The organism is Paenibacillus cookii (assembly GCF_018333375.1).
GTDB classification, from domain to species: domain Bacteria; phylum Bacillota; class Bacilli; order Paenibacillales; family Paenibacillaceae; genus Paenibacillus_AQ; species Paenibacillus_AQ cookii.
Window position 1 is genome coordinate 521,939 of the sequence record NZ_BORW01000001.1, and the last position, 21,698, is coordinate 543,636.

At 56.2% G+C, this 21,698-nt stretch carries 14 protein-coding genes and 1 pseudogene; 5 read left to right on the plus strand and 10 right to left on the minus strand.

The genetic code is table 11. From position 1 onward, the window contains the following. The first annotated feature begins 63 nt into the window (after positions 1-63). Complete coding sequence (locus tag KI367_RS02580; RefSeq protein WP_212947334.1) at positions 64-2,001, plus strand: cache domain-containing sensor histidine kinase; 1,938 nt, start codon at positions 64-66, stop codon at positions 1,999-2,001. Further along, positions 1,976-3,538, plus strand: a complete 1,563-nt coding sequence (locus KI367_RS02585) for a response regulator (protein WP_212947335.1) — start codon at positions 1,976-1,978, stop codon at positions 3,536-3,538. Before KI367_RS02580 ends, KI367_RS02585 begins: the two co-directional genes overlap by 26 nt. Positions 3,539-3,618: 80 nt before the next feature. On the opposite strand, the pseudogene KI367_RS27055 reads toward KI367_RS02585, so the two are convergent. Beyond that, positions 3,619-4,383: pseudogene (locus KI367_RS27055) on the minus strand (cache domain-containing protein); the annotation flags it as partial. 458 nt (positions 4,384-4,841) lie between these two features. On the opposite strand from KI367_RS27055, the gene trhO reads away from it, so the two are divergent. Then, positions 4,842-5,741, plus strand: coding sequence for an oxygen-dependent tRNA uridine(34) hydroxylase TrhO (gene trhO / locus KI367_RS02590; protein WP_036712432.1), 900 nt, complete (start codon positions 4,842-4,844; stop codon positions 5,739-5,741). Positions 5,742-5,871: 130 nt separating this feature from the next. On the opposite strand, the gene KI367_RS02595 is transcribed toward trhO, so the two are convergent. The 6 genes from KI367_RS02595 to murG form a co-directional block, all read right to left on the minus strand. Then, a complete protein-coding gene (locus tag KI367_RS02595; protein ID WP_212947336.1) occupies positions 5,872-6,636 on the minus strand; it encodes an AAA family ATPase in 765 nt (254 codons plus the stop codon). Positions 6,637-6,743: 107 nt separating this feature from the next. After that, a complete protein-coding gene (locus tag KI367_RS02600; protein ID WP_212947337.1) occupies positions 6,744-7,718 on the minus strand; it encodes a diaminopimelate dehydrogenase in 975 nt (324 codons plus the stop codon). 190 nt (positions 7,719-7,908) lie between these two features. After that, positions 7,909-9,849, minus strand: a complete 1,941-nt coding sequence (locus tag KI367_RS02605; RefSeq protein ID WP_212947338.1) for a DUF2207 domain-containing protein — start codon at positions 9,847-9,849, stop codon at positions 7,909-7,911. A gap of 222 nt (positions 9,850-10,071) precedes the next feature. Beyond that, positions 10,072-11,064 carry a hypothetical protein gene (locus KI367_RS02610; RefSeq protein WP_212947340.1) on the minus strand — a complete coding sequence of 331 codons (993 nt, stop codon included), beginning with the start codon at positions 11,062-11,064 and terminating at the stop codon, positions 10,072-10,074. A 213-nt stretch (positions 11,065-11,277) separates the two neighbouring features. Further along, positions 11,278-14,595, minus strand: coding sequence for a DEAD/DEAH box helicase (locus KI367_RS02615; RefSeq protein WP_212947342.1), 3,318 nt, complete (start codon positions 14,593-14,595; stop codon positions 11,278-11,280). A gap of 84 nt (positions 14,596-14,679) precedes the next feature. After that, entirely contained in the window at positions 14,680-15,753 is a 1,074-nt protein-coding gene (gene murG, locus KI367_RS02620) for an undecaprenyldiphospho-muramoylpentapeptide beta-N-acetylglucosaminyltransferase (RefSeq protein ID WP_036712408.1), read from the minus strand. A gap of 171 nt (positions 15,754-15,924) precedes the next feature. Here murG and KI367_RS27425 point away from each other — a divergent pair, with 171 nt between their 5' ends. Next, the gene (locus KI367_RS27425; RefSeq protein ID WP_281422480.1) at positions 15,925-16,071 is read left to right on the plus strand and encodes an RAxF-45 family protein; all 147 of its coding nucleotides are present in this window, start codon (positions 15,925-15,927) and stop codon (positions 16,069-16,071) included. 98 nt (positions 16,072-16,169) lie between these two features. After that, positions 16,170-18,068 (plus strand): ribosomal protection-like ABC-F family protein, encoded by a 1,899-nt coding sequence (gene abc-f / locus KI367_RS02625; protein WP_212947347.1) that lies wholly within the window; start codon positions 16,170-16,172, stop codon positions 18,066-18,068. 133 nt (positions 18,069-18,201) lie between these two features. Here abc-f and KI367_RS02630 read toward each other — a convergent pair whose 3' ends face one another. The 3 genes from KI367_RS02630 to mmsA all read right to left on the minus strand — a co-directional run bounded on the left by KI367_RS02630 (position 18,202) and on the right by mmsA (position 21,678). Then, positions 18,202-18,822: a 50S ribosomal protein L25 gene (locus KI367_RS02630; protein ID WP_036712407.1), complete on the minus strand. Its 621-nt coding sequence runs from the start codon at positions 18,820-18,822 to the stop codon at positions 18,202-18,204. A 161-nt stretch (positions 18,823-18,983) separates the two neighbouring features. After that, entirely contained in the window at positions 18,984-20,144 is a 1,161-nt protein-coding gene (gene mmsB, locus KI367_RS02635; RefSeq protein WP_212947348.1) for a multiple monosaccharide ABC transporter permease, read from the minus strand. Continuing rightward, a complete protein-coding gene (gene mmsA / locus KI367_RS02640) occupies positions 20,128-21,678 on the minus strand; it encodes a multiple monosaccharide ABC transporter ATP-binding protein (protein WP_212947352.1) in 1,551 nt (516 codons plus the stop codon). Before mmsA ends, mmsB begins: the two co-directional genes overlap by 17 nt. Between the last annotated feature and the right edge of the window lie 20 nt (positions 21,679-21,698).

Here is a 21,698-nt window from a genome sequence, read left to right on the forward strand (position 1 = left end):
TTTTCGCGGGCTTTTTGGATTTTCGTCTATCCCGACTCAAAAATGAACCCGGATGTGATGCCAGTGCCAAAACGCATGCGCCCTTGGGCCGACCTGTTTATTCGAAGGCTCGAGCGCTATTCCCTGCAGCAGCGGTTGTTTTTTTCCTATATCGTCATCATTCTCATTCCCGGCATCGTGTTTTCGCTCATCATGTTCCGGCAGCTGAACGAAAGTTACACGAAGGATGTCATCCGCAAAAGCGAAAGCTCCATCGAGGTCGAAAAAACGAACATCCAAAACAACATGGAAACGATGGAACGCGCCGTCCAGATCGCCTTGTCGGACCGGGAGGTCATGAACTACATCGACCGTTCCACCGATCCGGACCCGGCCGAGCTGATCGAATTCAGCAGCAATACGATGAACAATCTTTTGCGGCTTCAATTCAACAATCCCGATCTTGAACATATCCGCATTTTTTCGGACAACCTGCTGATCAGCGAAATTTGGCCCGTCTTTTTGAAGGAAAGCCGGGTGGCGAACGAGCCGTGGTACGACGAGGTGCTCCGGCTGAACGGCGGGGCGCTGTGGGAAATATCGGAACGGGATAAGGAGCCGATCCAAAACCATATCCGCGACGAAAAGGAATTCCGGCAAAAAATGTCGCTGCTGCGGGAAATCGAATACCCGAAGGGCAAACATGTCGGCATCATTCAAGTCGATATGCTGCTCAGCCGGTTTTTCCCCAGCACTTACGCCGGGCATAGCAACGGGCAGTCGCAAATGTTCGTCGTCACCCCGAGCGGCGGGCTGTATTACGATCCGTCCCGTTCCCTGCTTCCCGCCTCCGAGCTTGCCGCCGCAAGGCTTGCGGAGAAGCTTTCCCCCACGGAACATGCCGGGGCCTACCGCCACTTCAACTTAAGCCTGTCCGGCGAGCCTTACCTTGCGGTGTACGCCTACATCGACAGCATCGGGGCGTACGTGGTGCAGCTGACGTCGCTGCAGGCGGGGCTGGCGGACCTGAACAAAGCCCGGAATACGATTTTGCTCGTGAACGTCGTTTTGATCGCGATCCTGTCGGTCTCGACTTTTTTTCTCAATTCGCTCATTTTGAAAAAATTGCGGCAGCTGACGTTATCCATGAAAAAGATCCGCCAAGGGGACTTCAACGTCCAGCTTCCGGTCGGAGGCGGCAGCGAAGTCGGCGAGTTGACGTTCCACTTCCGCAAAATGATGGGCAAAATCAACGAGCTGATCGCCGATGCGGTCAACAAGCAGGCGGCGACGAAGGAAGCCGAGCTGAAAACCCTGAAAAACCAAATCGATTCCCATTTCCTTTACAACACGCTCGAAAATATCAAAATGCTCGCCGAGGTCGAAAACCAGCGGCCCATATCGGATGCTTTGACGTCGCTCGGCAGCATGATGCGCTACAACCTGAGATGGAGCGGCGAATACGTGCGCCTGCGGGAGGAATTGAACCATGCGCGGCATTATGTCGCCTTGATGAACCTGCGGTTCGACCAGCGTATCGTGCTCAGGGCCGAGCTGACGGAACGGGATCTCGACCTGGAGGTGCTGAAAATGTCGCTGCAGCCGATCATCGAAAACGCGGTCAAACACGGCCTGAACGGTCATGCCGCAAGTGAGGGCAATTTGACCATCACCTTGACCACCTATACGGACGAGCGGGCGCAAATGATCGTGATCGAAGATAACGGCGCGGGGATGTCCCCGGAAAAAACGCGGCGGCTGAACGAAAAAATACGCGCATCGGACGACGGCCGCAGCATGGAAACCTCGGCGGATTCCGGCGGAACGTCCGGCCGGGCCGCCGGCGGGAACGGCATCGGCCTCCGCAACGTCCATCAGCGGCTGCAGCTGTTTTACGGCAGCGAATACGGCCTATGGGTCGAAAGCGAGGAGCATCGGTACACCCGGGTCATGATCAAGCTCCCCTACTTTAACCTGATCGGAGGCGAAACCGAACATGTACAGACTCTTGATCGTCGATGATGAACGAAATATAAGGATCGGGCTGAAAGCCATGATCGAAAGGGAATACCCTTCCCGTTTCAGCATCGGCCTGGCCGCCGGAGGCGAGGAGGCGCTGGAGATGCACCGGGCCGAAAAAGCGGACATCGTCGTCACCGACATCCGCATGCCGGGCATGGACGGCCTGGAGCTGATCCGGAAGCTGGGCGAGCTTCCTTTTCCTCCGGCGGTGATCATCTTAAGCGGGTATGACGATTTTCAGTATGCGAAGGAAGCGATCGCGCACAAGGTGCGGGAATATTTGCTGAAACCGATCGTGCGCGAGGAATTGTTCCGGGCGTTGAACCGGATGATCGCCGAATTGCGGCAGGAGGAGCAAGTGGCGCGCGAGCTCGAAGCGCTCGGCAAATACCGCGAGGAGCAGGCCGCGGACCAGCTCAATTATATTTTGCTGCATCCGGACATTCCGGAGGATGAAATCGAGCGCCGCTGCGCCAAAGCCGGCCTCGATCCCGCCGCTGCGCCTTACTGCGTCGCCGTCGTCCGCAAAGAAGATCAGCCGAGCGGGACTTTGGCGCAGCTGGCCGAGGCTTATTGGAAGAGCAGGCAGTCCATCTGCTTCGAGGATAAGGACCGGAATCTCGTCGTCCTGGCCGGCGATGAGACAGCCGTGACCGATTTTGCCCGGGATGTTCAAGGCAAAGGCCTTCGGGCCGACATCGGCGTCAGCTTGAAGGCGGCGGGGGCCGCTCAGCTCAAACGCGGTTACCAAGAGGCCAAACAGGCGCTCAAATATGCCTTTTTGCATGCGCGACCGGGCGGCGGCGTCTTTTATTATGCGGACGTCCGCCGTCTCCCGAAACCGGATCCAATCCCGGAAGAGCTTTTCCGCAGGCTGGCCAACCTGCTCGGGACCGGAAGGAAACAGGACATCAAGGAACTGTGGCACGAGATCATGGACCTCGGCGAAATCAAACGCCGCGACATCGCCTATCTGGAGCGTCTCAGCCGGATGCTGAACGAGATGGTGATCGACCGGGTGTTCGCCGATTACGGAGAAGCTTCGGTGGAAATTTTGAAAATCTATAAAAAAATCGGCTACCTCTATCACAGCGAAACCGTGTACGGTTACATCCATGACGCGGAAGCGCTGCTGCTGCGGCTGGACGATTACGTAAAAGACGTCAAGGAGGCCCATGTCGGGCATGCCGAAATGAAAGCGGCGGTCGACTACATCCGGGAGCATTATGACAAGCCGCTCAACATGGCGACCGTCTCCAACCACGTGTCCCTGAATTACTCCTATTTCAGCGAAACCTTTAAGCAGTTTACCGGCATGAGCTTCGTGCCCTACGTCAAAAAAATCCGCATCGAAAAAGCCAAGGAACTGCTCGAGCATAGCCACGGCAAAGTGTACGAAATCGCGGCGCAGGTCGGCTTCGAAAGCGTGAAGCAGTTCAACCGCGTCTTTCGCGAGCACGAAGGCATCTCCCCGATGGAATATCGCGAAAAAGCATGGGCGCATGCCGGAGCGCCGAACGGTTCGAAGGCCAAATGAACAGGCGACTTGGCCATCACCACCTGCTTCGACCGGTCCGGCGCAAGGAATGCGTATTTCGGCTTGCTCATCCCTTCGGGAGGCAGCGAAATACCGGACGTACGTCCCAGTTGCGAGGCACTTTCGCTGTAGATCACCTGATTTTGGGGACTGATGACCTGGATGCTGCCGCCGTCGCCCATCCCCACATGCTCCACCTGATCCTTGATCGCAGCCAAATCGATATCGATCAGGATGACGCAGTAACCCCGCGAGGCCCCTTCGCCGGAAATGACCCGGCCGAGCGTAATGGTCGGATTCGTATTCCGGTTCCCGTCCAGATTGTGGGGGATCCAGACGGAGCGGCCGCCATTTTCGGCAATTTGCTTGAACCAGTCCTCGTTGCCGTAGTTTTTGCTCGCCAGCAGGCCGGAACGCGTCGGAATGACCGTACCGTCGGTTTCCAGCACCTCGATCGAAGTGATGTACGCATCCGAAAACATATACGACTGCAAAATTTCATCCAGCCGGTCGGCAAGCCGCGTATATTCCGCCGGATCGTTTTTTTGCTGAAGCAAATCCAGGACCGTCTCCTGCATCGCTTTATCCACCAGCATCTGCATTAGAATCTTGTCGAAGGAATGAAACAAAAAGTCGAGCTTTTGGCTCGTTTGCACCGCGGTTTCCAAATACGCCCCCGTCACTTCGCGTTCCAGCGCCCTTTTGGAAATGCGATAAGATACCGCGCCGGTCACCGCCACAAAAACCATGATGGCCGCAATCATCATCAGCGCGATTTTCGTTCCGATCGACCGCAGCGGATTCCAGCGGAACGACTCTTTGAAAGCTCTTTCCGACATCGGCATGCCCCCCTATTTGTACCGTACCGTTTTTTGGAAGCGGCATAACCTTACTATATCGGTCTTCAAGGGGATGCTCTATCGATTATCTTCTACATTTTCTCGAAATTATTCTCTTCTGAAAAACCGCCCGTCCCGGAATCGCCGCAAATGTTTGTGCCAATAATGGGAACATTGCCTTTTTAAGTTGACTATCCGCGTCACGTTCATCTACAATAGATTAGAAAAGCGTTTTAGGCGCATTTTCACAAAAGCGGACCGCCTTTTGAGGTGGTTTTTGCGGTTTTAGGATGACCGGCTTCGCGGAAACGAAAGATTTTTTAACAGGATTTTGCAGCGTTCGTCCAGCCGCTTCCGGTGCCGACCGACCAACGGGACTCTCCGTTTTCGGTCCGGCGGAAGCGACTCTGCGAAGTTCGCAGCATCCTCTTTTAAGATAAATTTACAAGACAGGTGAAGAAAGAATGACAGCATCCAAAGATTACCGTATTCTGCTATATTATAAGTTCGTACAGATTCCAGATCCGGAGCAGTTTACTGCTGAGCATCTTCAATACTGCAAGGATCTGGGCGTGAAAGGACGCATTCTGATTGCCTCGGAAGGCATTAACGGAACGTTGTCCGGAACGGTGGAACAAACCGAGAAGTACATGAACGATTTGAAGGCGAACCCGCTGTTCTCCGACATCGTCTTCAAGATCGACGAAGCCGACGGCCATGCATTCAAAAAGATTTTCGTGCGCCACAGAAAAGAACTGGTTACGTTCCGTTACGAAAAACCGCTTGACCCGAACGTGATCGGCGGCAAAAGACTGTCTCCGAAGGAATGGCATGAGCTGCTGCAAAGAGACGACGTCGTCGTGATCGACGGACGGAACGATTATGAATACGACATCGGCCATTTCCGGGGCGCGATTCGTCCGGACGTTAAGTCCTTCCGCGAGTTTCCGGAATGGATCCGGAACAACCTCAGCGAATATAAGGACAAGAAGGTGCTTACGTACTGCACGGGCGGCATCCGCTGCGAAAAGCTCACCGGATTCCTGATTCACGAAGGCTTCAAGGATGTCAACCAGCTTGAAGGCGGCATCGTGACCTACGGCAAAGATCCGGAAGTCAAAGGACATCTGTGGGACGGAAAATGTTACGTGTTCGACGAGCGCATTTCGGTTCCGATCAACCGCACGGAAGAAGACGTGGTGATCGCAAAATGCCATCACTGCGGCACGACGGAAGACCGTTACATCAACTGCGCGAACCCGGTTTGCAACAAGCAGCATGTATGCTGCCCGGATTGCGAGGAAAAACATCAATCCTTCTGCTCGGATGAATGCCGCGAAGCGGTTCTCGGCGTCAACGCGTAAGGAAAGTCCAAAAAAACGGCTTGTTCGTTCAATACGACGAACAAGCCGTTTTTGTATGCCTTGCCGGCCGTTTCCGCGAGAAAACTACCTGGGTTCCCGTTGGGTCGGGACGTTTCGGGACAACGTCCGGCTACCGGTCTCCTTCTTCCTCCAGCAAAATCTCCAGCATCTTCTCGCGGTCGTTCATCATTTGGCGGGTAATGATGTAATGTTCCGTATCCTCCAGCTCCACCTCGCGCATTCCCGATTCGTCGAGCAGCCAAATCTCCGCATGGGGATAAGACATCAAAATCGGCGAATGCGTGGCGATGACCAGCTGCGAGTTTTGCTTGACGAGCTGATGGATGCGGGACAACATCGACATCTGTTTCAGCGGCGAAAGCGCCGCCTCCGGTTCGTCCATCAAGTAAAGCCCCCGTCCCCCGAAGCGATGCATGAAGGTTGCGAAAAAGCTTTCGCCGTGGGACTGCTCATGGAGCGACTTGCCGCCGTAGGATTCCTTGATGGGGCGGCCGCCCCCCTCCAAATCCAGCTTGTCGATCGTCGTCGCCACGTTATAGTAACTTTCCGCCCGAAAAAAAAATCCGTCCTTCGGCCGCACCGCGCCGCGAACGAGGCGCAAATACCGGTACAGCTCCGAATGGGAAGCCATCGTCTCAAAGGCGAAGTTTTTCGTCCCGCCCTCCGGATTGAACCCCCACGCGATGGCCAACGCTTCGATCAGCGTCGATTTGCCCGAGCCGTTTTCGCCGACGATAAACGTGACCGGCTTCCGGAACGACAGGCTTGCCAAATCATGCACCGCGGGTAGGTTAAATGGATACGTCCGGAAGGACGGCACCTCGTCCCTTTTCAGCATCATGCTGCGCAAATAAAGCGAACGCGGGTCCAGCATTCGGCCCTCAGTCCTCCTTTCCACCGATCCGTTCCTTGTGAAAAAGGGCATCATCCACCCTTAGATTCCGGTAGGAATGATGCCCTTGCGATAGGCTTGTCCGAAAATTACAGCAGTTCTTTGCGAAGCTGCTCGGCCGATTTTGGCGACAGCAGGCCGAACGGAATATCGAACACCGTTTTGGCGCCTTTGTCTCCTTGCGCGGACAGCTTGGCTGCGGCACGCGCATAAGCGACCAGCACGCTCGCGGTAAATTCGGGGTTGCTGTCCAGCTTGAGGCCGAACTCGATGATTTGGGTGCTGTTTTCGCCGGTGCGTCCGCTGCGAAGCACGGTACCGCCGTGAGGCATCGCCGAGTGGTTCGCCTTCAGCTCCTCTTCGCTGATAAAGTTCACGGTCGTGTCATAATCGGCGAAGTAGTTCGGCATTTCTTTGATTTCTTTTTCGATGCGGGCCAAATCCGCGCCTTCCTCCGCAACGACAAAACATTCGCGAAGATGCTTTTGGCGGGTGCTCAGCTCCGGATTTTCCCCGGCGCGCACTTTGGCTACCGCTTCTTCGACCGGAATGGTGTACTGCACGCCGTTTTTAACGCCCTCCACGCGGCGGATCGCATCGGAGTGGCCTTGGCTGACGCCGCGTCCCCAGAACGTGTATTCCTTGCCTTCCGGCAGGATGGCTTCCGCCAGCATCCGGTTCAGCGAGAACAGGCCCGGATCCCAGCCCGTGGAAATGACGCTGACATGGCCGGACGCAGCCGCTTCGGCGTCGACGGCCGCAAAATATTCGGGAATGCGCGCATGCGTGTCGAAGCTGTCGACGGTATTGAACCATTTCGCGAATTGGGGTCCCTGTTCAGGCAAGTCGGTCGCAGATCCTCCGCACAGAATCATCACGTCGATTTTGCCGATATATTTTTCCGCTTCCGAAATATGTACAACCGGCACGCTAGCCTCTACGCCGTTGGGCTCGCGGCGGGTGAAAATCACTTCAAGCCGGATGTCCGGGTTTTGCCGGATCGATTTCTCCACGCCTTTCCCGAGATTTCCGTATCCCACAATACCAACCGTAATTTGTTTCATATAATCCTCCCAAAGCAAGCAATATAGTGTCTTTTCTATTTCTGACCTCTATTATAAACGGAATTGCGAATACATGCCATTCGATGTGAGGAAAAGCACAAATTTTTGGCATAAAAATGCAGGGACGTCTGCCCCTGCACAGCGTAAACGATGCTTCCGCATCCAGGTCCGGATGCAATCATTTCCATGGCTAGAACGCTCCCGTCCCCCCGCCGTCGCCGCCTCCGCCACCGCCGCCGTCGTAACCTCCCCCGCTGTCGACGGAACTATAGGGAGGGCGGGGAGGGATGAAGTTCAAATGGCTTTGCGTATACGCAAGCGACGACAGCAATTCGGCATGCAGCAGAACCGGCAACGCCGCGGCGGATAAAACCGTGCCGGCCGCATCTTTTTTCTCCATATTTTTCAGGTATTTCGGCACGACCCCAAGCAGAACCGCATCCTCCGCGTCCCGTTCCGCCGCGGCCGCGTCTCCGGTTGGAGCGTCTCCGCCCTTGGCCAGTCTTTTTTTTGATTTTTTAAGCGCGAAACGGTATTTCATCATCTCCGTCGACAGGATCGTTCTCGGCATCAGCGCCGCGAACAGAAGCGAGCTCAGCACGAAGATCAGGTACGCATCCATCCCCTGCTCGTGCGTCAGTTGGGCTCCGGCGAAGAAGCAGCCGGTCAGATAGGCGACCAGCCACCATTTGTTTTTGTATTTGACGCAGGCGAAGATGCCGGCAATCCCGATCAGCACGGCGACCGTGAGGATGGCCGCGGCGGATGCGGCATCGGCGTAAAATAGGTAAAGAAGCAGACCATAATGAACGATCACGGTCAGCGGCGCAAGCAGTTTAAGAAGCCCGTTAAATCTGACCTCGCGGGCGTACGGCTCCGTCTTTGCCAGGATGCTGCACCATTGTTGAAAGTTTTTGGCGTGTTTCGCCGCCAGAAGGCGGTATTTCATAATCTGCTTCTGATCCTGTTTTTCCTTAAAGGTCGGAAAGGCGACCGAATCCAAACGGAATGCCCTTTTTTCGGCGAAAAGCCAGTGAATCAGCTGCCGGTCGGCGGCATTCAGCTGCTCCGCTTTTCCTTGAAGCGTAAATTCCAGCGTCGCGTCGGGAGCGGTCGGCTCCTCCAAAAAACGTTTGGACGCTTGGACCTCTTTGACCGTCACGTGCCCCCTGCTCCGCAAAGACAGCAGCCCCGCGATGAAATCTTGGGATTTCAGCTTTCCTTTGCGAAGAACATAGGTTTTCATCAGGGGGTCCAGTTCTTCCAGCTCCCGCTTCGTTACGCTTCTATGCCCGAACCAAGCCGACAGGGTTCTGACGGACAGCACGTTGTACATCAAGGCGCCCAGCAGGGCGACCGCCGTCAGGACGCGAAGGACGTTGCCGGCTTGCCGCATCTTCGCATCGCGCGCCTTGAGCCGCGCTTCCGCCTTCTGCTCTTTTTGAAGCAGCTCGGAAGCAGAGACCTTTTTTTCGCTCGCTGTCATCTGCGACAGCTGTTCCTGCGGAAAAAAGATCGACAAATGCGCATCCCCGCGTTCGGACAGCACCGGGTTTTCATAATGAACCGCCGATTCGCCCCCGGTCGTGACCGTCCCGCCCGAGCGGTCAAGCAAATAGGCATGGACATCGGCCTTGCCGTCACCGGAAGGCAAAAACACATCGAGCGTGACGTGATGCAGCTCCTGCTTGTTGTTTTTGAAAAAGCGCCAATCCAGCTGCCCCACGTCGCTGTATCTAACGGCGGCCTTGTCGATCCGGTAGCGGTAATAAACCCGCTTCGTTTCGTCTTTGGCGGCATCATAAACGTAGTAAGTTTCATTTTCGCCGTTCCATTCGGTCTTCAGGCGTTCCAAATGTTCATATGAAAACTCCCCGAGCTTTTTGCCCTCCGGCGGAACATAAGCCTCGAAAAATTCGATCCCGTCGTGCTCTCCCGGCGAAACGGCCCGGGTCACACCTTCGTAATCGCCTTTAAACGTGTACGTGAACAGCTCTTCCACATATAAGTCCCCGTCAGGCGTAATATATGCTTTCGAATCGACGCGATCCATGGAATAGGCATCCTTATCGCATCCCGCGGTGACGATGGCCAAAAGGAGAGTCCCCAGCGCCAGCATCCATTTTTTCATCCGCTCACTCCCATCGTTTCTTTTCCCCAATGCCCGTTTTTTCTATTTTCCAGGCGTTTGTTTTATATATTAACAAATGCTCCGGGCGGTTCTTCAAGAGGAAAAGGTACCAATCTTGCTTGGGACGGCGAAGGCTTCGGATTGAAAAAGAGCGCGCGAAAAAACGGCCGCCGCCTGGGCGCAAGCCGGATCAAGCGGAACGGGGGACAGCCTTCCCTATGCCTATGCCCAAGCTTCGAGCGGCTCCACCGGAGCAAAACCGCCCGCCGGATCGAACCGGACACGGTGTGTAAAATGCCCCAGCACCCGCGGATAAGACCCCGGGGCTACGTCCAGCCGGGACAACGTGTCCCGGTCGAGCCGGATGGACAACACGGTCACATACTCCTCCTGTCCCGAGTCCCGGTTCATTTTCGTGTCGCGGGCATGGACAAGCACCGTTTCGAGGGGCAATATCATAAGCAGCTCCCGGGCGATCCGCAGGACGCAGCCGCATACGTATTCGTATTCCAAGGCGTTTCGAGCCTCCGCATCGAGCGGGGCAGCCGCCAGTTCCCCTTCTTCCGTAAGCCGTTTGGATTCATGCGGAATGATCTGCCCCGAATGGACGTCCAATTCGACTTCGACCGTCTTCGGGTCCAGCACCACGAATTCCAATCCGCTTCCAAGGACCAGCAGGTCATTCAGCGGGGCGAATTCCTCCAGCACCCGCAGATACGCGGTGCGATGGCCTTCCATAATGTCGCGGGCAAAATCGGTCGCGTGTTTCCATGCGGCATATTCCCGCCGGTCCTGCTCCTTGGCCTGCGCCAGCTGCTCCTCCAGTTCCTGCCGGACGGCGGCATCCTGTTTCAGAAGCTTCTGCAGACGCGTCGGCTTAAACTCGGCATAACGCGTTTCCGCCGCCTGTTCGCGCGGACCTTTTTCCCCTCGGCGGAACGGAGGCGCCAATGAAGCGATCCGGCTCCAGTCGACCGCTTCGCCGCAAACGTGGTGAACGGATTGGATCAGCTCCAGCCGATCGGCGTACCGCTCCGCTTCCCAAGCGGCTTTGCCGGCATCGCCCCGGTCCGGCCCTTTTTGACGCCAAACATGCCGGTCCAAAAGCTCCTCGCGCCTGCGGCACGGTCCGCTTGAATTCTGGCGATGAAAAAACGGCTCCATGAACGTTGGCTCAGGATGTTGTTCTGTCATCAGGTCTGGTTTGTACCCCATATCGTCGTTCTCCTCATATAAAATCTATGATGAATCACAGATTAATAGGTCAAATATACTAGTCCCTATGCTGGTACATTTCGCCATATCCTCCGAAATTCCTTCATAAATCCTTTAAAAGTACCTCCTTTTTTAGGGCTTCGCACCAACGCCCCATAAAAAAACGCTTGGCTCGCGCCAAGCGTTGCGTCGTAGTGAGGGGAGCGTTTTTCGCTACAGCGCCAGCAGCTCGCGGATTTCCTGCTCCGTCAGCGCCGTCCGGCTCTGTTCCCCCGGTTCCATCACTTCTTTGATCAAGTCTTTTTTGCGCTGTTGCAGCTCCACCATTTTCTCCTCGACGGTACCTTTCGTGACGAGCCGGATGACCTGCACCACGTTTTTTTGGCCCATCCGGTGGGCACGGCCCGCCGCCTGCTCCTCGACCGCGGGATTCCACCACAGATCGTACAAAATGACGGTGTCCGCTCCGGTCAGGTTCAGTCCGGTGCCCCCGGCTTTCAGCGAGATCAGGAACACGTCGTGCTCGCCGGCGTTAAAGCGGCTGCAGATGTCCACCCGCTCTTTGGCCGGCGTTTGGCCGTCCAGGTAAAATGCGGGAATGCCAAGCTTTCCGAGTTCGCTGCGGATGATGCGCAGCATGCTCGTAAACTGGGAGAAAATGAGGATGCGCCTGCCGCTTTCCAGGCAGTCCTGCGCCACCTCGAGCAGCTGCTGCAATTTCCCGGATTCCCCCTCGTAGCCGTCGACGAACAGCGCCGGGTGGCAGCACAGCTGGCGGAGCCGGGTGATGCCGGCCAATATTTTCATCCGGCTGCGCTGAAAGCCTTCGAATTCAAGGTCGCGGATCGTTTCTTCCTTGAACTCCTCCAGGTAGGCGGCATACAGCTTTTTCTGATCCCTGGACAGCTCCGAATGCCGCACCGTTTCGATGCGTTCGGGCAGCTCTTCGAGCACCTCCGCGCGCAGGCGCCGCAAAATGAAGGGCCGCACCATCCGGGCAATCCGGTCCCGGGACAACCCGCGGAAATTTTTCAAGCCCGAAAAAAGCCCCGGAAAAACGGCGTCGAAAATCGACCACAGCTCGTCCACCGAATTTTCGATCGGCGTGCCCGTCAGCGCAAATCTGCATCCGGCCGTTATTTCGCGGACCGCCTGGGCGGTTTGGGTCGAGGCGTTTTTGATCGCTTGCGCTTCGTCCAGAATGAGGGTGCTGAACGCCATTTCCCTGTAGATCCGGATATCCTTGCGCAGCGACGGATACGAGGTGATGATGACGTCGGCATCGGATTCCCCGGCGGCTTCTTCGCCGCCCTCCTGTACGTCCGTTTCGCTATCCGCCATGCGCAGCAGCATTTCGCTTCGTCCCTTCCTTGCGCCCAGGGCCACCTCTACCTTAAGCGACGGGGCAAAGCGGCGGAATTCCTGCTCCCAGTTGTATACGAGCGACGCCGGCGCAACGATCAGCGCGGGTTTGCGAGCCGCCTGCCCGCGAGCCTCCGACAAAAGGTAGGCGATGCTCTGCAGCGTTTTCCCCAGCCCCATGTCGTCGGCCAAAATGCCCCCGAAACGGTAGGAGCCGAGCGTTTTCAGCCATTGAAAGCCTTCTTTTTGGTAATCGCGCATGACGGAGGCGAGTTCGGCCGGAACCTCAAACTCCCCGTGCTGCGGATGGAGCATATGGTCAAGCAGGACGCGCAGCGATTTTCCGAGCTTGAGGCTGCCGTGTTCCCGGTCCCGCAGCTGAAGGCTCCTGAACAGGGGAAGCTCCATGCGGCTTCCGGCGATGTCCCCTTTCCTCATGCCCAGCTCGTCGTACAGCTCGCCGAACAATTGGAAAGCCTCTCCCTCAAGCGACAAATACGAACCTTCGGCAAGCCGGTAAAATTTCTTTTTTTCCACGATGCTGAGCAATATGTTGCGGATTTCCTTTTCGCTGATGCCGTCCAGCTCGAAGCTGATCTCCAGCCAATTGGTCGTCTCGTTGGTATCCGCCTTGATTTTGGGCGCCTTGCGGCCGGTATGGATCATCTGCTTGACGCTGTGCGTCGCATAGACCTCGACCCACGAATCCAGCTTCGGAAGCAGATGAAACAACACGTCGTATACGCTGTCCTCCTCCGCCAAATCCAGCTGCCACGCTTTGTCCAGGCGGATAAAGTCGCTTTCATTCAGCGCGTCCAGCAGCTTTTTCTCCTTTTCCGAATCCCTGACGAGGATCAGGTCGGCATGTTTCCGCGTTTCCCAATCGTCGGCGAGCGCGTCGATCACGATCCCGCCGTACACGAATTCCGCTCTGGCCTGCAGCGCGGCCTCGTCCCGGTCGAGATAGAGTTTGGCGGACAACGCGGGCTGGACGATGCGGTCACGGATCGCCGGATCCACGGACACCCGGCCGATGCTGCGCAATCCCGGGACGACCTTCTCCATCAACGCATCCATTTGATGCGGGGATACGTGGATTTTCGTATGATCGTGACGGTATAGGAGCGACTTCATCTCGGACAGCAGATAAAGCTCCCGTTCCGGCAGCAGGTACACCTTCCCCTCCAACACGGCGCAGCGGTAGGCGTTCATTACCGTCACCCTTTTGAGGCCCCGGATTTCAAGGCCGTAGGCCTCGCCCGTGCCGCCGCCGATTTCGAACGAGACGGGAAGATTCCCCTCCGCCGCCTCCATCCGCGCAGGCTCGCCGAAGTCCCGTTCAAGGAACGCGCCGGCGGCGATCAGCCGCGGCAGCAGCGTCTCCCATGCCAGAGGCGGAACCGTCAGCAGCCGCTGGTTTCCCGATGAGGCGAATCCGGCATAATACCGGCCCGTCTCGTCGTATGCGAATTCGCTGGCGGCAATGCGCAGCAGCTGCTCGATGACCGCCCAGTCTTCGTCCCGAAACGTATGCTCCGCGGGATCGTACGTAAACAGCCTCGTAAACGGCAGCGGCCTTCCTTCTTCGATATGCAGCAGCAGCTGCCGGATGTTTTGGACGACATACGTCCGCTTCAGTCCCACCTTCATTTCGATTTTGAATTTGGGCTCGGGCAGGTATTCGTCGGTGATTTTGCATATGAATTCGACGCTAAGGGTTTCCTTCAAGGCGTTTGCAAGCCTTTGCCCCGCTTTGATGCGCCTCTGGCCCGCGGCTTTGTCGAACAAATCGATCAAACCGCCGGTCAAGCGGATGTCGCGGGAAGTCACGCCGGGCGTCGGGAGCGGCACCACTTCGCCTTTTCCCCGGTTCTCCCGCGCTCCGTTTTTCTCCTCGTCCAGCATCAGAATCAGCACGGCCGCAATGTGCTTGCAGTACGGATAATAACCGCCGTAAGCGCCGCATTCGCATTCCGCATGGAAGTCCGCCCCGTCAATGTCGATATGGACGTGATATACTTCATGGTCCTGCACGACGGCCCGGCTGCAGCGGTCTTCGTCGTCGCGCTCCGCGACCATGACCTGTCCCTGCTCCACCATCGCCTCGCCGCGTTTATAGCCCGTGACGCCGCACAGTGTCCTGATTCGTTCAGCGGTAAATGCCAGCATGAATGTATCCTTTCCGAAGCGTATTTGGTCTTTTGTCTTACCAATATACCATATATCCCGCGAAACCAAGAACTCTTGTTCTCCTTACCGGCGGTTCGCCGTCTCTTTGATCAAGCGGAACACCTCGGAAAGCGCATCGGAACTCGGGTTGCTCCGCATGTTCTCAACGATTTCTTTCCGGCTTTTGAATACGTCCATCACTCCCGAGAACAAGGTGTCCCCGTTCAGTTCTTCCTCCTCCAGAACTTTGCAGTACCCCGCCTTTTCGAACGAGCTGGCGTTCAGGATTTGATCCCCCCGGCTCTGCTGCCTGGACAACGGAATAAGAAGCATCGGCTTGCGCAGCGATAAAAACTCGAAGATCGAATTCGATCCCGCGCGGGAAACCACCAGATCCGCCATAGCCATGACGTCCGGCAGCTCTTCGTTGATATATTCGTATTGAATATAACCGGGTCTGTCCATGCTCGGGTCGACCTGGCCTTTGCCGCATATGTGGACGACTTGGAAATATCTCAGCAGGGTAGGCAGCGCCGATCTGACCGCTTCGTTGATTTTGCGGGCTCCCAGGCTTCCGCCCATGACCAGCAGCACGAACTGGTTCGCTTGGAAACCGCAAAAATCCCTGCCCCGGTCCGCATCGCCTTGGTGAAGCTCCTGGCGCACCACCGCGCCCACGTAACGGCTCTTAGCCGTATTCATCTGTTCGGCCGTTTCCGGGAACGTCGTGCAGACGACGGACGCCATCGGAATCGAGATGCGGTTCGCAAGGCCCGGCGTAATATCCGATTCATGGATCACGACGGGCACATTGTTCAACCACGCCCCGATCACCACGGGGACGGACACGAACCCGCCTTTCGAAAAGACGACCTGCGGCTTGCGCTTTTGGATCAACCGGTAAGCCTCATACACGCCTTTGGCTACCTTAAACGGATCCTTTACGTTTTGGATGTCGAAATACCGTCTTAATTTGCCTGTCGAGATTGGAAAATATTTCACGTCCGGAAGGGCGCTTACCAGGTCTTTTTCGATGCCCGCCACGGAACCCGCGTAATCTACGGTCCAGCCTTCTTCCAAAAAAAGCGGCATCAGCGCCAAATTTACGGTGACATGACCTGCGGAGCCCCCGCCGGTAAACATAATTTTGTTCATCATTTCCCCCTGAATCTGCTTGCAGTGTTTTATTCCATTATACAGCCCAAAGGAAGGCTTGTGACGATGCCGTCGGCATCAATCGGGAATATGGCGTCTTTAGCCTATTGTCATTTACGTCCAAAACCGCTAAAATAAGCTTATCTATATTTTGGAGGAGGTGAGGTAGCAGTGGTGCGCAATTTTTCGAACGACCGGATCAATCAATTACCTATGACGTTGTCCGGAATTTTTCATGCAGCGGCATTTCACGGGATCAGTCTGTCCATTTTTAAATATCCGGTTGCTTCAAAAAATTGCGAAATGCCGCTCCTACCTTAACTTCAACGGATGATGTTGCGTTGAACGCTTAAGCCGCAGGGACATTTCCCTGCGGCTTTTTTTCTGTAGGTCCCGGCATCTATGGAGGAAAAAAACAAATGATGATTCAATGCAAAAACGTGCAAAAATACCATGGCGCTGAGCTGGTGCTCTCCGATATCAGCTTCGAAATATCCCGCGGGGAAAAGGTCGCGCTCATCGGCCGCAACGGCAGCGGCAAAACCACCCTGCTCCGCCTTCTGAACGGGAACGAAACCCCGGATCAGGGGCAAATCGCCATCTCGAAAGGAACGAAAGTCGGCCTGCTCGCCCAAATTCCGGAAGCGGCCGCGGAAGAAACCGTTCACGACGTGCTCCTGCGGCCGTTTGCCCATGTCCTGGAATGGCAGGGCCGGATGCGGGCGCTCGAGGCGCTGATGTCCGATCCGGCGCAAAGCGGCGATCCCAAGGCGCTGGCCGGCTGGCTTGACGAATACGGCAAGCTGCAGGAGCGGTTCGAACGCGCAAACGGCTACGAAATCGAAGCCTCCATCGCCAAAATCACGGCCGGCCTGGGGATTCCAGCAGACCAGCTGCCCCAAACCTTCTCCTCCCTTTCCGGCGGGGAGAAAACGAAAATCGGCCTCGCTTCGCTGCTGCTCGAACGGCCGGATCTGCTGCTGCTGGACGAACCGACGAACCATCTGGACATGGCGGCGCTGGAATGGCTGGAACAGTTTTTGGCGGAATACGCCGGCACGGTGCTCGTCATTTCCCATGACCGTTATTTCCTCGATCGCGTGATCACCAAGGTCGTCGAAATCGAGGACGGCGAAGCCTTCATTTACCATACGAATTATTCGGGCTACCAAAAGGAAAAGGAAGAACGTCTGCTGCTGCAATTCGCGCAATACCAGGAACAGCAGAAAAAGATCAAAAAAATGCAGGAAAGCATCAAGCAGCTGATCGAATGGGGCAACCAGTCCAATCCGCCGAATCCCGGTTTTCACCGCCGCGCCGCTTCCATGCAAAAAGCGCTGGATCGCATGGTCAAGCTGAAACGGCCCGTGCTGGAGCGCAAAAAAATGGGGCTGGAGCTCCGCCAGGAGGACCGCTCGGGCAAGCAGGTCGTATATTTTGACCGGGTCGGCAAGGCGTTCGGGGAACGTTTCCTGTTCCGGCATGCGAACGGACTGCTCCGCTACGGCGAAACGGTCATGCTGCTCGGGGCGAACGGCTGCGGCAAAAGCACCCTGCTCCACATGCTTATGGGACGCGAAGAGGTGACGGAAGGTTCGATCGCTTTAGGTTCGCGCGTCGTCATCGGCTATCTCGCCCAACAGGAGCATCCGGACGACAACCGGCAGACGGTGCTCCAATTTTTCCGCGAACAAGCGGGCGTCGAAGAAGGCGAAGCCCGAGGCAAGCTGGCGCTTTTCCTGTTCTACGGGCCGGACGTGTTCAAAAGCGTGTCGAACCTCTCCGGTGGCGAGTGGACGCGCCTGCGTTTTGCCGTTTTGATGGAGCTGAAGCCCAATCTGCTGATTCTTGACGAACCGACCAACCATCTGGATATCGATTCCAGGGAAGTGCTCGAGGAAGCGCTGGAGGAATTTCCCGGAACCATCCTTGCCGTATCCCATGACCGCTATTTTATCGACCGGCTTGCCGACACGATTTGGAGCCTGGAGGAAAGCGGGCTGCGCGTCATCCATGGGGGGCTGGAGGAATACCGGCAGCAGGCGGTTTCGGAAAAGCCGGGGACCGCGCGCGAAACCGAAGCCGCTCCTGCCCCGGCTCCCGGGAAGCAGCGCGTATCCCCTCCGCATGCGCCGCGGCGAAACCGGGAAGAGGAAATCCAAGCCGCCGAGCAGGAGCTGCGGCGCCTCGATTCGCAAATGATGGACGACGGGGTCGCCTGCGACGCGATCCGGCTGGCGGAGCTTCACGAACAACGCGAACGGCTGGAGGAACATCTTCACCGGCTGTACGAGGAATGGCTGCTTCATTCCGAATAAAACGAAGCCCGCGAACGGCCAGTTTTTAGCAGGCAGCATTATATAAAAAACCAGCCCGTCTCATTCCAGAGACGGGCTGGTTTCATATGGGGATCAGCCTGCGGCCCATTCCATGAACGGCCTTGAAGCGGCCTTATTCCTTGGCCGCTTCTCCCGCAGCATCCGCGGCTGCTTCGCCTTCGGCTTCCGCTTCGTTTTCGGCTTGCAGCACGGCACGCGGAGCGGTGACGGAAGCGATCAGTTCCTCCGGGGACGCCACCAGCGTCACGCCCTCAGGAAGCTTGATGTCGCCTGCGACCAGCTTGTCGCCCATGTTAAGATGCGAAATGTCCACCTGAATCGAGGCCGGCAAATTCGCCGGAAGCGCCTCGACCTCAAGCTCCGTTTCCTGATGCTGGAGCACGCCGCCGGCTTTCGTCCCTTCGGCGGTTCCGAGGAACTCGATCGGCACGCGGACCTTCAGCCGCTTATTCGCGGATATTTGCAAGAAATCGACGTGGCTCACAGCCCCGCTTTTTTTCTGGAAATCCTTAATGATGACGTTAAAATCGGAGGAACCTTCGACCTTCAGCGTAAACATTTCGGTGCGTCCGGTCCGGGCCACCTTCATCAGTTCCTTGACATCGACGCTGAGCGGAATGCTTTCCGTTTGGGATCCGTACACGACGGCCGGAATGCGCCCGCTTTCCCTCAACTTGCGCAAGCTCGAATGCTTGGTATCTTTTCGCGGCTCAGCCGTAAGTGTCTGTGACATCTAGCATTACCTCCTTGGATATCGCCAAATCTGCCGCCTTTTCTATCGAAACGGCATACTTATGTATTACCCATAATGGAGCCAAATCAAACATTGCCCCTATGAATTTGCGGCCCGAACAAAAAAATAGACGGAGGCTGCTGCCCCCGCCTGGCGTCGATTTACGATACGCTGCTTTTCTTTTTGTTATAAATGTCGAAGGCGACGGCCGCAAGAAGCACAAGCCCTTTGATGCCCTGCTGCCAGTCGATGCCGAGGCCGATGAGCGACATGCCGTTGTTCAGGATGCCCATGACCAGGCCGCCGATAATCGCCCCGAACACCGTTCCGATGCCGCCTGTCGCCGAAGCGCCGCCGATGAAGCTTGCGGCGATCGCATCAAGCTCGAAGTTGGTGCCGGCCCGCGGCGTGGCCGCGTTCAGGCGCGCCGCGAAGATGAGGCCGGAGATGGCGGCCATGACGCCCATGTTGACAAACACCCAGAACGTCACCTTTTTCGTTTTGACGCCGGACAATCCCGCCGCCTTTTCATTGCCGCCGATCGCGTAAATATGGCGACCCATTACCGTTTTGTTCATGATGAAGGAATAGATGAGGATGAGCGCAAGCAGCAGAATCAGAATGTTCGGCAATCCCGCGTAGCTGGCCAGCATAAACGCAAACGCCATGATGACGGCCGCGATGATGACGAGCTTGAGGATGAACAAGCCGCCGGGCAAAACGTCGAAGTTGTATTTTTTCTTGGACTGCCGGTCGCGAAGTTCATTGATGACAAAAATGACGGTGCAAATGACGCCGGCCGCAATCGCCACCACGTTGCCGCTGCCCAAATCCGGGATGAAACCGGAGCTGATCTTTTGAAAGCCTGCCGGGAACGGCGAGATGGATTGGCCTTTCAGCACGATCATGGTCAATCCCCGGAACAGCAGCATGCCCGCAAGCGTGACGATAAATGCCGGGATTTTGACGTAAGCGACCCAAAAGCCCTGCCATGCGCCGATCAGCGCGCCGACGATCAGGGAAGCGATGACCGCGACGACCGGATGCAGATGCATATCCACCATCATGATGCCGGCGACGGCACCGACGAAAGCCGCCACCGATCCGACCGAAAGGTCGATATGTCCCGTAATGATCACCAGCACCATGCCGATGGCGAGGACGAGAATGTAGCTGTTTTGCAAAATCAGGTTCGTAATGTTGATCGGCTCAAGCAGCAGGCCGCCCGTGATCAACTGGAAAAAGATTATGATGACGACAAGCGCGATAATCATTCCGTACTGGCGGATGTTATTTTTGAACAATTTAACTAACGTTTCCATGCTTTGGACCTCCTGTCTTGGTCATGTATCTCATCAACGTTTCCTGCGAAGCCTCTTCCCGGCTGACTTCCCCGGTAATCCGCCCGGCGTTCATCACGTAGATCCGGTCGCAGATGCCCAGAATTTCCGGCAGCTCGGAGGAGATGACCAGGACGCCTTTTCCTTCGTCGGCCAGCTGGTTGATGATCGTATAAATTTCGTATTTGGCCCCGACGTCGATGCCGCGCGTAGGCTCATCCAGGATCAGAACATCCGGCTCGGAAAATATCCATTTGCTGAGAACCACCTTCTGCTGGTTGCCGCCGCTGAGGTTGCCAGTTTTCTGCAAAATGTTCGGCGCTTTGATCTTCAGCTTTTTCCGCATGTCCTCCGCGACGAGAATTTCCTGCTTGTCGTTGATGACGCCTTTTTTCGCCAGCTTTGAAAGCCCGGTAAGCGAAATGTTGCGCTTGATATCGTCGATCAGGATCAGCCCGTAATGTTTTCGGTCTTCCGTCACGTAGGCAAAGCCGTTGTTGATGGCCTGGGTCACGGTGTTGTTTTCGATGGGCTTGCCGTCTTTGTACAGGGTGCCGCTGACGTTTCGGCCGTAGGATTTGCCGAAGACGCTCATCGCCAGTTCCGTCCGCCCCGCTCCCATCAGTCCTGCAATCCCGACGATTTCGCCGCGGCGAATGTGCAAGTTGACGTTATCGAGCACTTTGCGGTCGGCCCGAACCTCGTCGTACACCGTCCAATCCTTGATTTCCAAAATGACGTCGCCGATGTTTGGCGTCCGCTCCGGATACCGGTTCGTCAAATCCCGCCCGACCATGCCGCGGATGATGCGGTCTTCGTTCACTTCGCCGCTTTTCATGTCCAGCGTTTCGATCGTTTTGCCGTCGCGCAGGATCGTGATCGAATCCGACACCTTCGACACCTCGTTAAGCTTATGTGAAATGAGAATGCAGGAAATGCCCTGCTTCTTGAACTCCAGCATCAGCTGAAGCAGGTTTTCGCTGTCGTCTTCGTTCAGCGCGGCCGTCGGTTCGTCCAAAATGAGCAACTTGACTTTTTTCGAGAGCGCTTTGGCGATTTCCACCAGCTGCTGCTTGCCGACCCCGAGGTTCCCTACGGGCGTGTTCGGATGTTCGTTCAGTCCTACCTTCTCCAGCAGCTCGCGGGAACCCGCGATCGTCTCGTTCCAGTTCATCAAGCCTTTTCGGGACCGTTCGTTGCCCAGAAAAATGTTTTCCGCGATGGACAGGTACGGAATGAGGGCCAGCTCCTGATGGATGATGACGATGCCGAGCTCTTCGCTTTGCTTGATGTTTTTGAATTCACAGGTTTTGCCTTTGAACAAAATATCCCCTTCGTAGGAGCCGTGCGGGTACACGCCGCTGAGCACCTTCATCAGCGTGGATTTGCCCGCCCCGTTCTCCCCGCATAACGAATGGATTTCGCCTTCCCGGATTTTCAGGTTGACGTTATCGAGCGCTTTGACGCCGGGAAACGCTTTCGTGATGTTACGCATTTCAAGAATGTATTCCGACATGGATTTCACCTTCCGATCCT

Bases quoted from the DNA above. Each gene is read 5' to 3' on its own strand.
- KI367_RS02610 (WP_212947340.1), bottom strand. From the start codon at position 11,064: ATGGGGTACAAACCAGACCTGATGACAGAACAACATCCTGAGCCAACG.
- murG (WP_036712408.1), bottom strand. From the start codon at position 15,753: ATGATGAACAAAATTATGTTTACCGGCGGGGGCTCCGCAGGTCATGTC.
- KI367_RS02600 (WP_212947337.1), bottom strand. From the start codon at position 7,718: ATGAAACAAATTACGGTTGGTATTGTGGGATACGGAAATCTCGGGAAA.
- trhO (WP_036712432.1), top strand. From the start codon at position 4,842: ATGACAGCATCCAAAGATTACCGTATTCTGCTATATTATAAGTTCGTA.
- KI367_RS02595 (WP_212947336.1), bottom strand. From the start codon at position 6,636: ATGCTGGACCCGCGTTCGCTTTATTTGCGCAGCATGATGCTGAAAAGG.
- KI367_RS02605 (WP_212947338.1), bottom strand. From the start codon at position 9,849: ATGAAAAAATGGATGCTGGCGCTGGGGACTCTCCTTTTGGCCATCGTC.
- mmsB (WP_212947348.1), bottom strand. From the start codon at position 20,144: ATGGAAACGTTAGTTAAATTGTTCAAAAATAACATCCGCCAGTACGGA.
- KI367_RS02615 (WP_212947342.1), bottom strand. From the start codon at position 14,595: ATGCTGGCATTTACCGCTGAACGAATCAGGACACTGTGCGGCGTCACG.
- KI367_RS02630 (WP_036712407.1), bottom strand. From the start codon at position 18,822: ATGTCACAGACACTTACGGCTGAGCCGCGAAAAGATACCAAGCATTCG.
- abc-f (WP_212947347.1), top strand. From the start codon at position 16,170: ATGATGATTCAATGCAAAAACGTGCAAAAATACCATGGCGCTGAGCTG.
- mmsA (WP_212947352.1), bottom strand. From the start codon at position 21,678: ATGTCGGAATACATTCTTGAAATGCGTAACATCACGAAAGCGTTTCCC.
- KI367_RS02585 (WP_212947335.1), top strand. From the start codon at position 1,976: ATGTACAGACTCTTGATCGTCGATGATGAACGAAATATAAGGATCGGG.